Origin of the sequence: Pseudomonas reinekei (assembly GCF_001945365.1) — a bacterium.
Taxonomy (GTDB): Bacteria; Pseudomonadota; Gammaproteobacteria; order Pseudomonadales; family Pseudomonadaceae; genus Aquipseudomonas; species Aquipseudomonas reinekei.
Genome location: NZ_MSTQ01000004.1, coordinates 190611 through 204185 on the forward strand (window position 1 = coordinate 190611; position 13575 = coordinate 204185).

14 protein-coding genes and 1 tRNA gene are annotated in these 13575 nt (G+C 59.1%); 5 read left to right on the plus strand and 10 right to left on the minus strand.

Going from position 1 to position 13575, the window contains the following annotated elements:
• Positions 1-25: 25 nt before the first annotated feature.
• The gene (locus tag BVK86_RS07755; protein ID WP_075945867.1) at positions 26-463 is read right to left on the minus strand and encodes a hypothetical protein; all 438 of its coding nucleotides are present in this window, start codon (positions 461-463) and stop codon (positions 26-28) included.
• Positions 464-779: 316 nt separating this feature from the next.
• Between BVK86_RS07755 and BVK86_RS07760 the strand changes: the two genes are divergently transcribed.
• From BVK86_RS07760 to BVK86_RS07770, 3 genes are all read left to right on the plus strand, one after another.
• Positions 780-1868: an asparaginase gene (locus BVK86_RS07760; protein WP_075945868.1), complete on the plus strand. Its 1089-nt coding sequence runs from the start codon at positions 780-782 to the stop codon at positions 1866-1868.
• A gap of 125 nt (positions 1869-1993) precedes the next feature.
• Positions 1994-2284 (plus strand): DUF1654 domain-containing protein, encoded by a 291-nt coding sequence (locus BVK86_RS07765; protein ID WP_075945869.1) that lies wholly within the window; start codon positions 1994-1996, stop codon positions 2282-2284.
• A gap of 4 nt (positions 2285-2288) precedes the next feature.
• On the plus strand, positions 2289-2978 hold the full coding sequence (locus BVK86_RS07770) for an endonuclease (RefSeq protein ID WP_075945870.1): 690 nt from the start codon (positions 2289-2291) through the stop codon (positions 2976-2978).
• An 82-nt stretch (positions 2979-3060) separates the two neighbouring features.
• On the opposite strand, the gene BVK86_RS07775 is transcribed toward BVK86_RS07770, so the two are convergent.
• A complete protein-coding gene (locus BVK86_RS07775) occupies positions 3061-3426 on the minus strand; it encodes a penicillin-binding protein activator LpoB (RefSeq protein ID WP_075945871.1) in 366 nt (121 codons plus the stop codon).
• A gap of 250 nt (positions 3427-3676) precedes the next feature.
• Between BVK86_RS07775 and csrA the strand changes: the two genes are divergently transcribed.
• On the plus strand, positions 3677-3871 hold the full coding sequence (gene csrA, locus BVK86_RS07780; RefSeq protein WP_007938114.1) for a carbon storage regulator CsrA: 195 nt from the start codon (positions 3677-3679) through the stop codon (positions 3869-3871).
• Between the two features lie 123 nt (positions 3872-3994).
• Here the strand turns inward: csrA and BVK86_RS07785 are convergent, their stop codons facing one another.
• From BVK86_RS07785 to BVK86_RS07795, 3 genes are all read right to left on the minus strand, one after another.
• The gene (locus BVK86_RS07785) at positions 3995-4450 is read right to left on the minus strand and encodes a DUF2214 family protein (RefSeq protein WP_075945872.1); all 456 of its coding nucleotides are present in this window, start codon (positions 4448-4450) and stop codon (positions 3995-3997) included.
• A gap of 130 nt (positions 4451-4580) precedes the next feature.
• Complete coding sequence (locus BVK86_RS07790; protein ID WP_075945873.1) at positions 4581-4775, minus strand: hypothetical protein; 195 nt, start codon at positions 4773-4775, stop codon at positions 4581-4583.
• 435 nt (positions 4776-5210) lie between these two features.
• Positions 5211-5287 (minus strand) — tRNA-Val (locus BVK86_RS07795).
• Positions 5288-5470: 183 nt separating this feature from the next.
• Between BVK86_RS07795 and BVK86_RS07800 the strand changes: the two genes are divergently transcribed.
• A complete protein-coding gene (locus BVK86_RS07800) occupies positions 5471-6754 on the plus strand; it encodes an NAD(P)/FAD-dependent oxidoreductase (RefSeq protein WP_075945874.1) in 1284 nt (427 codons plus the stop codon).
• A gap of 102 nt (positions 6755-6856) precedes the next feature.
• On the opposite strand, the gene BVK86_RS07805 is transcribed toward BVK86_RS07800, so the two are convergent.
• From BVK86_RS07805 to BVK86_RS07825, 5 genes are all read right to left on the minus strand, one after another.
• Positions 6857-7828 carry an XdhC family protein gene (locus tag BVK86_RS07805; protein ID WP_075945875.1) on the minus strand — a complete coding sequence of 324 codons (972 nt, stop codon included), beginning with the start codon at positions 7826-7828 and terminating at the stop codon, positions 6857-6859.
• Position 7829: 1 nt separating this feature from the next.
• Positions 7830-9068 carry a c-type cytochrome gene (locus BVK86_RS07810; protein ID WP_075945876.1) on the minus strand — a complete coding sequence of 413 codons (1239 nt, stop codon included), beginning with the start codon at positions 9066-9068 and terminating at the stop codon, positions 7830-7832.
• Positions 9069-9070: 2 nt separating this feature from the next.
• Complete coding sequence (locus BVK86_RS07815; RefSeq protein WP_007982256.1) at positions 9071-9610, minus strand: (2Fe-2S)-binding protein; 540 nt, start codon at positions 9608-9610, stop codon at positions 9071-9073.
• The gene (locus tag BVK86_RS07820) at positions 9603-12434 is read right to left on the minus strand and encodes a xanthine dehydrogenase family protein molybdopterin-binding subunit (protein WP_075945877.1); all 2832 of its coding nucleotides are present in this window, start codon (positions 12432-12434) and stop codon (positions 9603-9605) included. Before BVK86_RS07820 ends, BVK86_RS07815 begins: the two co-directional genes overlap by 8 nt.
• A 174-nt stretch (positions 12435-12608) precedes the next feature.
• A complete protein-coding gene (locus tag BVK86_RS07825) occupies positions 12609-13550 on the minus strand; it encodes a LysR family transcriptional regulator (RefSeq protein ID WP_075945878.1) in 942 nt (313 codons plus the stop codon).
• Between the last annotated feature and the right edge of the window lie 25 nt (positions 13551-13575).

Consider the following 13575-nt stretch of genomic DNA (forward strand, 5'->3'; position numbering starts at 1 on the left):
GGGAAAGCGATGTTTAAGCGCCCGTTCAAGCCCTTGTACTGACCACGTTGCCGGATCCTGTCAGCTCTTTCGCTAGCGCGGCCGCCACTTGCATCAACGCCGCAGACGTATCGGCAATCTGCGCCTGAATCGACATGACGGCAGTGGCCTTGGCCTCCGCCGACTGAAACGACGCAGCCTGGGTTGCCGCCAGTTGCTGTTGCTGCTCGCGCAGTTGTTCCTGCAATTCCTGCATGCGCTTGAGCAGCATCTGCACCGCGATGCTTTGCTGGCTGCCGGCGCTGTCGGCTTGTTCGCTACCCCGCACGCCGCCGAGGCTGACAGACTTTTTATCTTCCCCTTCCAGACCGAGGCGCTGGGTCGATGACTCCGCTGTCGTGTCACTCAAGGTTTCGGCAGACGACGCTGCTTTCCCGCCGATGTTGATCACGGACGCATTTGGAAAACCGATGGTCAACGACATGTGAACTCCTTGAAAAAGATTCCTGAGGGAAAGATCGGCCAGCGTGTTGGTTTCTTTAGCGCTCACGGGCTGAACTCCCTTTCGGAGAGCCGAACGCAAAACCCGTATTCAGTCGGAATCCCGGACAGCAGCACAGTCGAACTCGTTGAAACGTCGTTTAAATACCTAAACAAATCAGTGACTTGAACGACTCTCTGAATACGAAGTGTAGTTGGTACAGATTCTGCTCGTTCTCAAGCACCCCCTGCGTTCAGATCCGCCGAGGGCGCATCTAGATGAACCTGCATCAGCACCGTCACTACTAGAGAGAAAAATAATGACATCTGCTTTCAAGACTTTCGTTCCGGGCGCTTTGGCCCTCCTGCTGCTCCTGCCGACTGCCCTTCAGGCAAAAGAAGCTCAATCCGAACAGAAACTCGCCAACGTGGTGATTCTGGCCACTGGCGGCACGATTGCCGGCGCCGGTGCCAGTGCGGCCAACAGCGCGACCTATCAAGCGGCGAAAGTCGGCATCGACAAACTGATCGCCGGGGTGCCGGAACTGAGCCAGGTGGCCAACGTTCGCGGCGAACAGGTGATGCAGATCGCATCCGAGAGCATCACCAACGAAAACCTGCTGCAACTGGGTCGCCGCGTCGCCGAACTGGCCGACAGCGATGATGTCGATGGCATCGTAATCACTCACGGCACTGACACCCTGGAAGAAACCGCCTACTTCCTGAACCTGGTGGAAAAGACCGAGAAGCCGATCATCGTCGTCGGCTCCATGCGTCCGGGCACTGCAATGTCGGCCGACGGCATGTTGAACCTGTACAACGCGGTGGCGGTGGCCAGCAGCAAAGAAGCACGCGGCAAAGGCGTACTGGTGACCATGAACGATGAAATCCAGTCGGGTCGCGACGTCAGCAAAATGATCAACATCAAGACCGAAGCGTTTAAAAGTGCCTGGGGTCCACTGGGCATGGTTGTAGAAGGCAAATCCTACTGGTTCCGCCTGCCGGCCAAGCGCCACACCATGGATTCAGAATTCGACATCAAAACCATCAAGAGCCTGCCTGACGTCGAAATCGCCTACTCCTACGGCAACGTCAGCGATACCGCCTACAAGGCGCTGGCACAGTCCGGCGCCAAAGCCATCATTCACGCCGGCACCGGCAACGGCTCCGTCTCTTCGCGAGTCGTTCCAAGCCTGCAAGCCTTGCGCAAGGATGGCGTACAGATCATCCGTTCTTCCCACGTCAACGCCGGTGGCTTCGTTCTGCGCAACGCTGAACAGCCTGACGACAAGTACGACTGGGTGGTGGCGCATGACCTGAACCCACAAAAGGCCCGCATCCTGGCGATGGTCGCGCTGACCAAGACCAACGACAGCAAAGAGCTGCAACGGATGTTCTGGGAATATTGATTCGCCCTCGCCCGACCGGATTCGGTCGGGCACCCTCTCGCAAGACAAAAAATATCCCTTCGTCCTACACCAAATGGCACAAACCGCTGTCAGAGGATTTTCTTGAATTTTAAGCAGTTGCGAAAATGCCTACAGTTAAATACTGTACGCACGTACAGCTTAATAAGGATAATCCTGTGGACACCACCTCTTCTTCACCTGACTCCTATGTACGCATGGGCACACGCGTTCAGAAAATCATCAATTCCCCCACCGCTCAAAAAGCCAAGGCTGCGCTGATCTTCCGTCTTCCGGATGAGCCCGTGGATGAGTGGGAGCAATTGCTCGAAGAAATCGATGAAAACGACAACGTCACCCTCGCCTATCGCGATGACGGCGGCGTGCAGATTTTCTGGGTTGTGCCGAAGGAAGACTGAGTCAATGAGTGTCCGTTGTGTTGCTTTGCTGTTTCTGTTGTTCGCCATGGGCGCCCAGGCTGATGCGCCACGCACCTTCAGCGAAGCCAAGAAAGTCGCCTGGAAGCTGTATGCCCCGCAATCCACCGAGTTTTATTGCGGCTGCAAATACACCGGTAACCGAGTGAACCTCGCTGCCTGCGGCTATGTACCGCGCAAAAACGCCAAACGCGCCTCGCGCATCGAGTGGGAGCACATTGTGCCGGCCTGGCAAATTGGTCATCAGCGCCAATGCTGGCAGGAAGGCGGACGCAAGAACTGCACACGCTACGACCCCACTTATCAAAAAGCCGAGGCCGACCTGCACAACCTCGTGCCGAGCATTGGAGAGGTGAATGGCGATCGCAGCAATTTCAGTTTCGGCTGGCTGCCGGAGCAACCCGGCCAATATGGTTCTTGCTTGACCCAGGTTGATTTCAAGGCAAAGAAGGTCATGCCGCGCCCATCCATTCGCGGGATGATCGCGCGGACTTACTTCTACATGAGCAAACAGTACGGCTTGCGCCTGTCGAAACAGGATCGGCAACTGTACGAAGCCTGGAACAAAACCTATCCGGTCCAGGCCTGGGAACGTCAGCGCAACCAGAGCGTGGCGTGCGTCATGGGGCGCGGCAATGAATTTGTCGGCCCGGTAGACATGAAAGCCTGCGGTTAAGCTCGCGTTGAAAACAAAAAAGGCCCCGGGTTCAACCCCCCGGGGCCTTTTATTAAACCGCCGATTCGACTGAATCGGGGTTTTACTGCACTGCCGGACGCTCGAGCACCAGCACTTCAATGTTCTGTTTCTTTGCCTTGACCAACGCAGCGTTCACTTGCGCCTGCTTGGCGTCGGCTTCAGCCTTCGAGTTGTAAGGCCCCATCAGAATCCGGGTCTTGCCATTTTCGCGAATCACGTTGGACATGAAACTGTGCTCGATCAGCCAGCCGCTGAGATCGCTGACCGCTTGCGGTGTTTCGCCTCGCACCTCAAGATCCCACTGTGGCCCCGAGACCTGCGCTGGGGCCGCCGCCGCTGTAGCCTGCGGCTTTGGCGCATCGACACGCTTGCCTTCACCGCATCCCGCCAGCGCCAATACTGCAATCACCAAGACCATTTTGCGCACTGTGCTTCCCTCTGAATGCTTAAAGCGCGGATTTTAACACTCATGAATAGTTCTCGAGTGCCGCAAAATGGGCTCAAAACAACGAGAATGATGGTTGCGGCCTCTGTATAGTTACGTCTTGGGAATTAATGCTGCATCTGCGCGTCAGAAAGAGGCACCCAAATTGTGAGACTTCGCACTAATCTATACATACCACCGACCTCTGCACTGTCCGAATCAGGTGCCCCAGAAAGCAATCAAGGAGAAGACCATGCTGATACTCACCCGCAAAGTCGGTGAAAGCATAAACATTGGTGATGACATTACGATCACCATCCTCGGCGTTAGCGGCCAGCAAGTCAGAATTGGCATCAACGCCCCGAAAGACGTTGCGGTGCATCGCGAAGAGATCTATCAGCGCATCCAGGCTGGCCTGACCGCCCCGGACAAACCGCAAACGCCCTGAATCCTGATGCAGTCAGTAGCCAGCCCGTTCACCCCGGAACGACGGCTGGCTAAAGATTCACGGACTGCAACGCCTTTCGCTCGCCCTCCTTGTCACTCGTGCACTTCTTGAACCACCCCGCGCCTAACCAAACGTCACACCACGCGCCATGCCAGTGGCCGTGATTACCATCAGCAATAGCAACAACGCTTCAACATGACTGATGCGCGCAAACAATTTCGCCCGTCCCGCCTCGATAACCGCGCCACGCGCGAGCGCTATTCGCCACTTGATCAGCGTCACCATGGGCGCGACTTCCAGCAGCAGAATCAACACGAATAACGTCATCTTCAGATGAAACAACGGCTGCTGCAGGTAATAGTCAGCGCCCTTTTCGTATCCGCCAAACGCCCGCATCCCACCGGTTACCAACAGAATGACCGCTGAAATCCCCCAAATGTTATCCGCCATCAACACATTACGAACTTCACCCGCGCCAGCCGCTAAACGTCGAAAGTTCGTGCCACGAACCAAAACCGCCCAAAATCCCAGCACCACCGCCAAAAGATGTACGGCTGCAAGAAACCAGTGAATCAGCATCGGGAAACTCCTTTCAGGACGCGTTGAATCAACCTGTCAGTAGTAGCCCATCAATCAATGGATTGCACCGGCGCGAAAACGAACGTCACCGCCAGACGCAAAAAAGCCCAGCGCAATGGCTGGGCTTTGATTACTGTCTGTTTTCCATCATCTTGTCGGCGAGGGCCTTTGCCCTTTCGATCAACAGATTCTGCCTGTCTTCGTGAGTCACCCCACCGACAACAGGTGCCGTCAGATTGCTTTCGGCAATCAACGCTGCGCAAAAATATTGATCCCAGACAGCCTTGTTCTCGGATGACTGCTGAATCATTTGATCGGAGGTCATTTGCGACTCCTCTGGATCAGATCACACATGAATCACTGCGCTACAGGATCCATCTCAGAAGTACATGAGAGGCGATCCAAGGGGACGCTTCGACGACAGTCAATTGGAGCAGAAGGCAAACAAACAAGTAAGCCGCAGAGAACCGCATCATCGCCCGCCTCCCCATTTGTCCCTCTCCTGCCTTATGACCCAGTCAAACGCTTGGTCGCCTGTTCTGGTTGGATGCTGTTCGATGCCCACAGTTCAATGCCGGGTAGAAATGAGTTTCATTTTGGTGGCAGGTTAGCTTGAAGTTGTTGCCTGGAAGTCACTTCAGCGCTGGGAATCAAAGACACTGCCGATACTTCGATTGATCGCCGAATAAATCGCAGGCAACAAAAAATGGCCCACCTTTCGGTGAGCCATTTCAGACCGCCCAGCAGAGCGGATTTTGTTTGGTAGGCGCGATTGGACTCGAACCAACGACCCCCACCATGTCAAGGTGGTGCTCTAACCAACTGAGCTACGTGCCTGCTGTGAGGCGGCATTCTACGGAATTCCGGAGGGGTGTCAACACCTTTTTTCGCGCTAACCCTATGAATATGCAAAATATTTAATTTCGCTACGACAAAGAAGATTTTCCGGTGGCTGGCGGTGGTTTTTTAACTCGGGTAGGATCGTTGCACTCGTAAAATATATTAAACAGAGGCTACAGGATGGCGAACACCCCCTACCCAGAGTCCTACTACGCCGCATCGGCCAATGCGGTACCGCCGCGCCCGGCGTTGGAGGATGACGTTGAGACTGATGTCTGCGTAATCGGCGCCGGTTATACCGGGCTGTCCTCTGCCCTGTTTTTGCTGGAGAACGGTTTCAAGGTCACGGTGCTGGAAGCCGCCAAGGTGGGTTTCGGCGCGTCCGGGCGCAACGGCGGCCAGATCGTTAACAGTTACAGCCGCGATATCGACGTGATCGAGCGCAGTGTCGGCCCCAGGCAGGCGCAGTTGCTCGGGCAGATGGCATTTGAGGGTGGGCGGATTATTCGTGAAAGGGTTGCCAAATATAATATCCAGTGCGATCTGAAGGACGGCGGTGTGTTCGCCGCCATCACCGCCAAGCAGATGGGCCATCTGGAGTCTCAAAAGCATCTGTGGGAACGTTTTGGTCACACACAGCTGGAATTGATGGATCAGCGACGCATTCGTGATGTGGTGGCCTGTGATCAGTATGTCGGTGGCATGCTCGACATGAGCGGCGGTCACATACACCCGCTGAACCTGGCGCTGGGTGAAGCAGCGGCTGTGGAGTTGCTGGGTGGCGTCATTTATGAGCAATCACCGGCGGTACGCATTGAGCGTGGCGCGAATCCGGTGGTGCACACGCCACAGGGCAAGGTCCGGGCAAAATTCATCATCGTGGCGGGCAACGCGTATCTGGGTAATCTGGTGCCGGAGCTGGCAGCCAAGTCGATGCCTTGTGGCACACAGGTCATCACCACCGAGCCCTTGGGTGACGCGTTGGCGAAAAGCCTGTTGCCTCAGGACTACTGCGTCGAGGACTGCAACTATTTGCTCGACTACTACCGCCTGAGCGGCGACAAGCGCCTGATTTTCGGCGGTGGCGTGGTGTACGGCGCGCGCGATCCGGCGAACATCGAGGCGATTATCCGCCCGAAAATGCTCAAGGCTTTCCCGCAGCTCAAGGATGTGAAGATCGATTACGCCTGGACCGGAAATTTCCTGCTGACCTTGTCGCGTCTGCCGCAAGTCGGGCGTCTGGGCGACAACATCTACTACTCCCAGGGCTGCAGCGGCCATGGCGTGACGTACACGCACCTGGCGGGCAAGGTCCTGGCCGAAGCGTTACGTGGCCAGGCGGAGCGATTCGACGCGTTTGCCGACCTGCCCCACTACCCGTTCCCGGGTGGGCAGTTGCTGCGCACGCCATTTGCGGCGTTGGGTGCGTGGTATTACGGGTTGCGGGACAAGTTCGGGTACTAAGCCGCACGCAATACATTGCAGGAGCGAGCCTGCTCGCGATATCGGCCTAGCAGCCAACGACTATGTTGGATGTTCCGGCCTCATCGCGAGCAGGGTTTGCAGCTAAAGACGATCCCGCGCGATACCGCTTCGAATGCGCAAGATGTCAGCCAGTACCGCAAGCGCAATCTCCGGCGGCGTCCTGCTGCCCAGGTTCAAGCCGATCGGCGCATGAATCCGCGCCAGTTCGGCATCGCCCAAGCCACCAATGCGTCGCAACCGCTCGAAGCGTTTTTGCGAAGTCTGCAGCGAGCCCATCACACCGATGTAGAACGCCTCGGTGCGTACCGCTTCCATCATTGCCAAATCGTCGATGCGCGGATCGTGGGTCAGCGCCACCACTGCGGTGTCGCTGTGGCAACCACCCTCTGCGATGAACACTGAGGGCAACTGACGACGAATCTCTACGTTTTCCAACTGGACGCCTTCCAGCACCTCGTCACGCGGATCGCAGAGAATCACTTCGAACCCCAGGCCCACGGCAAACTCCGCACAGGCCTGCGCCACGCTGGAATATCCGGCCAGCAACAAACGCTGGGCCGCACCGATGCGCAGTCGGACCCGGTCAATCTCTCGCTCAACCCGCACACCCTGCTCGCGATCATCGACCAGACTGCGCGCACCGCTGGACAGGTCCACTTCACGGATCAACCGACGTCGGCCCAACAGCGCCGACTCCAGCTCCCGCAAGTGCGCCTGGACGTCGTAATCAGACTCCAGCTTTTCCACCAGCACGTCGAGTACGCCGCCACAGGGCAGGCTCACCCGCGAGCGCGGATCGTCGCCTTCGCCGTAGCGCACAACGTTGACGGATTCCTCAAACGCGCCTTCGGCGACGCGCTCTAGAAAATCTTCTTCGACGCAGCCGCCGGACAGCGACCCGATCCACTGGCCATCAGCGTTCACCGCCAACAGGGAGCCCGGCGCACGAGGCGCCGAGCCGTAGGTGGCGAGCACCGTGCACAGCCAGACGCGCTGCCCGGCCGTAGACCACTCCAGCGCCCGCCGCACCACTTGCAGATCGAGATGCTGCATGTCAGTGGGCCTTGTGCTCGAGCGGCGGCGCATCGGCCCGCAGCTTCTGCACGTCGCTCACGGCCAGATCCGTCGGCTGACCACCCCAACCCTGACGCAGGTAGTTCAGCAGATCCGTGAGTTGCGCATCACTGAGTTTCTCGACGAACCCCGGCATCGGTTGCATGTGCTCGAACCCGGAAAACTTCTGCTCGCCGATACCGTCGTCAATCACCCGCACCAGGTTGCGCGGGTCTTCCAGACGCAGCGTCGTGTTGCCACGCATGGCCACGGCGATGTGCGGTTTGCCTTCGCCATCGACCGCGTGGCAACCGGCGCAGACGTTCAGATAACCCTGACGACCGCGCTGGGCGCTGGCGCTGAGTTTTTCCAGCGGCACGTCGGTCAGCACTTTCGCCGCTGGCGGTTGATCGCCGAGCAGGAAGGTGGCCATGGCGGCCAGATCCGGATCGGTGAGTCCCTGAGTGCTGTTGTGGAACACCGGGAACATCTCGTTGAACATCGTGCCCTGGGCGCTCATGCCGTGCTTGAGGAACGAGCTCAGGTCCTGATGATTCCAGCCACGGGCTGCCAGGTCAGTGGCCAGCAGGCTTGGCGCCAGATAGCCGTTGAGGATGCCACCGGTCATGCGCTTGTCCATCTGCATCGCACCGGGCAAGCCGCGTGGCGTGTGGCACTCGCCGCAGTGGCCGAGCACGTCGACCATGTATTGGCCGCGCTTCCAGGCTTCGCTTTTGCCTTCGGCGGATTCCAGCTTCACGTCCTTGCCGTACATCATGTTCCAGCCGATCAGGCCCGGACGCACGTTGAACGGAAAAGTCAGGCTGGTGACCGGTGCGGCGCGCTCGATCGGCGCGACAGTTTTCAGGTAGGCATGAATCGCATCGGAGTCCGCACGCGGAATCAGGTGATACGAGGTGTAGGGCATCGCCGGATACAGGTTCGCGCCATCACGACGTTTGCCTTCAGTTAACGCGACGAAGAACTCGTCATCGTTATACAAACCGATGCCGTGTTCTTTGCTCGGGGTGATGTTGGTGCCATAGATCGTGCCGAACGGCGAGACGATCGGCAGGCCGCCCGCATACGGCGCGCCACCCGGTGCGGTGTGGCACGCCATGCAGTCGGCGGCGCGGGCGAGGTATTCGCCTTGCCTGACCAGCGCCTCGTCAGCGTGGGCCAGCAACACAGGCGCAGCCAGACCGACCGCCAGAGTCAGGCGGGAAAGTAGATGCTTCATGCTTAACCCTCCTTGACCAGGCCGAGATCGGTCAGCACGTTGCGCGTGGCGCTGTAATAGCGCACGTAGCCGGTGCAGCGGCAGATGTGATGGCCGAGGCTGTCCTCGATGACTTTTTCCAGTTGGCTTTTGACGATGGGCTGACGCTGCAGCTTCTCCACCAGCACTGTCGCGGCATTGACGAAACCGGGTGCGCAGTAGCTGCACTGGAACGCGAACTCGTCGACGAAGCGCTGCTGGATCGGGTTCAGTTCGGTGACCTTGCCCTGCTCATCGCGGGTCGCGTGGCCTTCGATGGTCCGCACCTTTTTGCCTTCGAAATAGTGCGCGCCGGTGATGCAGGTGCGCACTTCTTCGCTGGTGCCGTCCGGGTTGTCGACGATCACCACGCAGGCGTGGCAGATGCCCTGGCCGCAGCCCAGGCGCGAACCGGTGAGGTTCTTGTATTCGTGCAGGTAGTCGATCATCGGCAGGTCATCAGGGATGTCCACCGGGCCGACGGATTGACCGTTGAGGGTCAGTTGAAGCGGACGGTTAGCCATTGAGGGCCTCCTTGATGCGTGCAGAAGTGATAGGCAGGTCGCGGACACGTTTGCCGATGGCATGGGCCACGGCGTTACCGATGGCACCGACCACCGGGATCATCACCACTTCGGCGATGCCTTTGGACGGATCGCTTGGCGACAGTGGCGGCAAGATCTCCGCAGTCTGTTTCCATACCGCAACGTGGCGCGCCATCGGCAAGCGGTAACGGTTGAAGTTCCAGTCACCCTCCCCCGGCCCGCCTTCGTACAGCGGCATTTCTTCCATCAACGCGTGGCCGATGCCCATGGCGATACCGCCTTCGAGTTGCCCCTTGACCAGTTCCGGCACCAGCACCCGACCGCACTCGACCCACGAGTGATGGTTGAGTACCGACACTTCGTTCGAACCCTTGTTGACCTTCACTTCCACCAGCGTCGCCACCGGGCTGTAGTAAGTCACCGCCGCGTTATTCAACTGGGTCGCCGGGTAGGCGATGTTCTGTCGATCGAGCAGGTGGAAACCGGCGCTGTTCATCTGCGCCTTCTTCGCCTTCGGTGCACCGTCGCCGTACTTCACTGCCAGGCCATCGAGCGGCAGACGCTCACGCACGCCATCGATGCTGTACTCGGCCTCGGCCCAGCTCCAGCGGTTGAAGCCGTGAACCGTGGCGCCCGTCACCAGACCGCGCTCGTGGGCTCGCTTGGCCAGCACTGCAAATGGCAAAGGCTCCATGCCGTTGGCGGTGAGCTTGCCGTCCACCCAATGGGCGTCTTCGCGGCGCACCACGTAAGGGTTGGCCTGGCCGCCAAAAGGGCCTTGTCGCCAGATCTCCAGCGCCGCCGGCCACAAGCCGTGGTTGAACAGCACGCGTGCCGCTTCGCGGGTGGCGTGGCTGAAGTAATACGCCGAGTTGGTCGCGGACGAGGCCGAAGCAACCTTGCCGACCCAACGCGGGTTACGCAGGAAGTTGTCCTGCTCGGCCTGGCTCATGATGTACGGGTTGCCGCCGCTGATCAGCTGCAACTCTTGCCATTCGGTCTCGCCGGTTTTCACTTCGTGCGCCGGGTTGCCGAGGAAGTCGGCCACCACCATCGCCTGGGAAGTGGACATGCCGGTGCCAATTTCGATGCCGATGTGGCGCAGGGTGATGCGCCCGTCAACGGTGTATTCGATGCTAGCCATTGGCGCTTCGGAGCCGGTGCCGAAATCTTTCTGACAGATGGCGAAACCGACGCCGTACCAGTTATCCGGGTCGGCGGCTTCGCGTTGTTGCTTGATCGCGGCGCGGTTTTTCCAGACTTCGTGGACGGCGGCTTTGTCGAGAATTTCGTGCAGGCGCAAGGCACCGGCAGGCACCGCACCCTGGGTATTTTTCATGCCCGAGCGCAGGGCATTTTTGCGGCGCAGTTCGATGGCATCGACACCGAGGCGATCGGCGATTTCGTCGACCATCATTTCGGTGGACGCCATGCTCTGCAGGGTGCCGTAGCCACGCATCGACCCGGCTTCCACCGCACGCGAGTGATAGGCCGTGACCTGCAAATCGTTCTGCGGCATGTAGTAGATCGACTGCGCCGCCGTGGCGCCAACCGCTGCCACGGACGGGCTGTAGTTGACCCGTCCACCGCCGTCGACGCTCATTTCGGCGCGGAAAATCTTGAAACTGTGATCGGTCTTGTCCACGGCCAGTTGGTAGCGGATATCGAACGGGTGACGCTTGATGCCGCTCTGGAATTGTTCGTAGCGGTCGTTGGCCAGACGCACGGGCACACCGGCGCCATACAACGCCGCGAGGGCGGCGTAGTAGACGAAAATGTTGTGGTCCTTTGAGCCGTAGCCGACGGTGTAGCCCGGGTGCATGTTCAGGTTGGCCAGGCCGAAACGCGACGGCGCGATCATCTTCGCGGTCTCGGTTGCGGTTTCCAGCGGGCACTGTGTCGCAACGACAAAATGCAGGGTCTTGGTGGCCGGGTCGTACCAGCCGTTGCCGTTGTCCGGTTCCATCGCGGCCGGTTCGATCGACGGTGTCTTGTAGCGCTCGTCAAATACCAGCCAGTTGTCCGGCGGCGTGTCGATTTGCTGCTTCATGCGCTCGGCGTAGAACAGCCCACGCTCGGTCAGGTTGCCGTGCAGGTTCGGCTGGGAATTCCACACCGGGCGACGGTTTTTCAGCATCGGGAACAGGATCGAATCCTTGAGGCTGGCGAATTCATCCTCGTCAGCCGAGGTCGCGCCGCCGACGCGTACATAGCGGAAGCTGCCGTACGGCTCGCCTTCGTAGAACGGCGCTTTCTCGCCGTAGCGGATTGCTTTGTCATTGAACTTGAGTTTGGCCTTGGCCTGGCGGAAACGCTCGAAGTCGTTCCAGATCAGGATCGCCACCGGGTGGCCGATGAACATCGGCACCTTGCCGGCCGGCAGCAGCGGATCAGGCGCGTGCTCTTCAGGGAAGACGATACCGTCCTTGACCAAATCTTCGGCGGTGACGATGCGGTCCGGTTGCAGTTCGGCACCGAGCCACGACAGGTCGTAGCCGTCATAAATGCGGTCGGCCTTGATGGTTTTCAGCAGCATGGCGTGGCCTTGCTGCTGCGGCCAGCCCGGCATGTCCTTGGCGCGGATGTCGCGGGCAAACACCTTGCTGCCGCAGACCTTGGACAAGGCATCGTTACGGGCGCGGGCCTTGCCGTTGTTGCCGAGCCATTGCTCGGACGGCACGGTCACGCTGTTTTCCATCAAGGCTGCCAGCGCCTGGCTGCTCAAGGGTGTGAGCGTCACGCTCACACCCGCTACCAGCCCGCCCTGAAGGAACGAGCGCCGGGATATATCACGGTTGGACATGGATCATCCTCTGGGCGGTTATGGGTCCGCCCTTCTGGTTATGTACTGGGAATCTCGAGTCTTGCAGAAGCCCTTTTTGACGATGCAAAGGGCGGTGTTGACCGTGCAAAGCTGACCGAAAGGTTAACTTTAAAGGTTTATGCGCTCGCGGAAAACAAAAAACTGACCAAGGAATCAAAAAACCGCGGCTTTTCGACGCAGCAGATCAATGAACAAACCCAACTCCCGACTGATGTGCTCACCCTTGCGCAACAGCAGCCCGAACGGCGCCAGTTGCACATCCAGCTCCACCGGCAGCGCCACCACCAGCCCCATTTTGAGGTAGTCGCGCAACGCGGTTTCCGACAGCACCATGATGGCGTCCGTCAACTGGATCAGTTGCTGCATCGAATACACCGAGCTGCATTCGATGATGTCTGCCGGCAACGGCAGTGCCCGGCGCTGCAAGGCTTGATCCAGGCCGATACGCGCCGGGCTGGTTTCCGGTTGCAGGATCCACGGCCAACCGTTGACCAGTTCTGCCATTTCCAGCTTCTTGCGCCGGGCCAGCGGGTGGCCGGCGTGCACCACCACCAGCAACCGTTCGTTGCCCAGTTGCTCAAAGACGTAATGCTCGCTGTCGGTGGCGGCATTGCGCCGGGCGATGGCGAGGTCGATGCGGCCCTGCTCCAGCAACTGGATCACCTGGTCGCTGGTGTCGCCCATGATGCGAATCCGCAGCTGGGGGTTGAGTGACTTGATTTCGGCAATCGAATCCATGACCAGATCCGGCGCTGCGCCCATGATGGTACCAATCGACAGATAGCCATAACCGCCCTGCTGCCGCGCCATCAGGTCCTCGGCGCAACGGTCGAGGCCGCTGAGGGCCGACTCGGCAAAACGGATCAACTCCTGGCCCAGGGCCGTCGGTCGCATGCCACGAGGCAAACGCTCGAACAGGTCGCAACCAAACATGTCTTCAATTTCATGCAGCATGCGGGTTGCCGCCGGTTGCGACATGTTCAGGCTTTGCGAGGCGCGGTGCAGGTTCTGGCTGGTGCTGAGCGTCACCAGCATGTGCAGATGCTTGTAGCGCAAGCGATTGAGCAGGCTGCGAGAGAGGGTCGGCGTGGTCATGACGGGCCTTTTTTATCGATACCCT

Bases quoted from the DNA above. Each gene is read 5' to 3' on its own strand.
- BVK86_RS07755 (WP_075945867.1), bottom strand. From the start codon at position 463: ATGTCGTTGACCATCGGTTTTCCAAATGCGTCCGTGATCAACATCGGC.
- BVK86_RS07760 (WP_075945868.1), top strand. From the start codon at position 780: ATGACATCTGCTTTCAAGACTTTCGTTCCGGGCGCTTTGGCCCTCCTG.
- BVK86_RS07765 (WP_075945869.1), top strand. From the start codon at position 1,994: ATGCCTACAGTTAAATACTGTACGCACGTACAGCTTAATAAGGATAAT.
- BVK86_RS07770 (WP_075945870.1), top strand. From the start codon at position 2,289: ATGAGTGTCCGTTGTGTTGCTTTGCTGTTTCTGTTGTTCGCCATGGGC.
- csrA (WP_007938114.1), top strand. From the start codon at position 3,677: ATGCTGATACTCACCCGCAAAGTCGGTGAAAGCATAAACATTGGTGAT.
- BVK86_RS07785 (WP_075945872.1), bottom strand. From the start codon at position 4,450: ATGCTGATTCACTGGTTTCTTGCAGCCGTACATCTTTTGGCGGTGGTG.
- BVK86_RS07790 (WP_075945873.1), bottom strand. From the start codon at position 4,775: ATGACCTCCGATCAAATGATTCAGCAGTCATCCGAGAACAAGGCTGTC.
- BVK86_RS07800 (WP_075945874.1), top strand. From the start codon at position 5,471: ATGGCGAACACCCCCTACCCAGAGTCCTACTACGCCGCATCGGCCAAT.
- BVK86_RS07805 (WP_075945875.1), bottom strand. From the start codon at position 7,828: ATGCAGCATCTCGATCTGCAAGTGGTGCGGCGGGCGCTGGAGTGGTCT.
- BVK86_RS07810 (WP_075945876.1), bottom strand. From the start codon at position 9,068: ATGAAGCATCTACTTTCCCGCCTGACTCTGGCGGTCGGTCTGGCTGCG.
- BVK86_RS07815 (WP_007982256.1), bottom strand. From the start codon at position 9,610: ATGGCTAACCGTCCGCTTCAACTGACCCTCAACGGTCAATCCGTCGGC.
- BVK86_RS07820 (WP_075945877.1), bottom strand. From the start codon at position 12,434: ATGTCCAACCGTGATATATCCCGGCGCTCGTTCCTTCAGGGCGGGCTG.
- BVK86_RS07825 (WP_075945878.1), bottom strand. From the start codon at position 13,550: ATGACCACGCCGACCCTCTCTCGCAGCCTGCTCAATCGCTTGCGCTAC.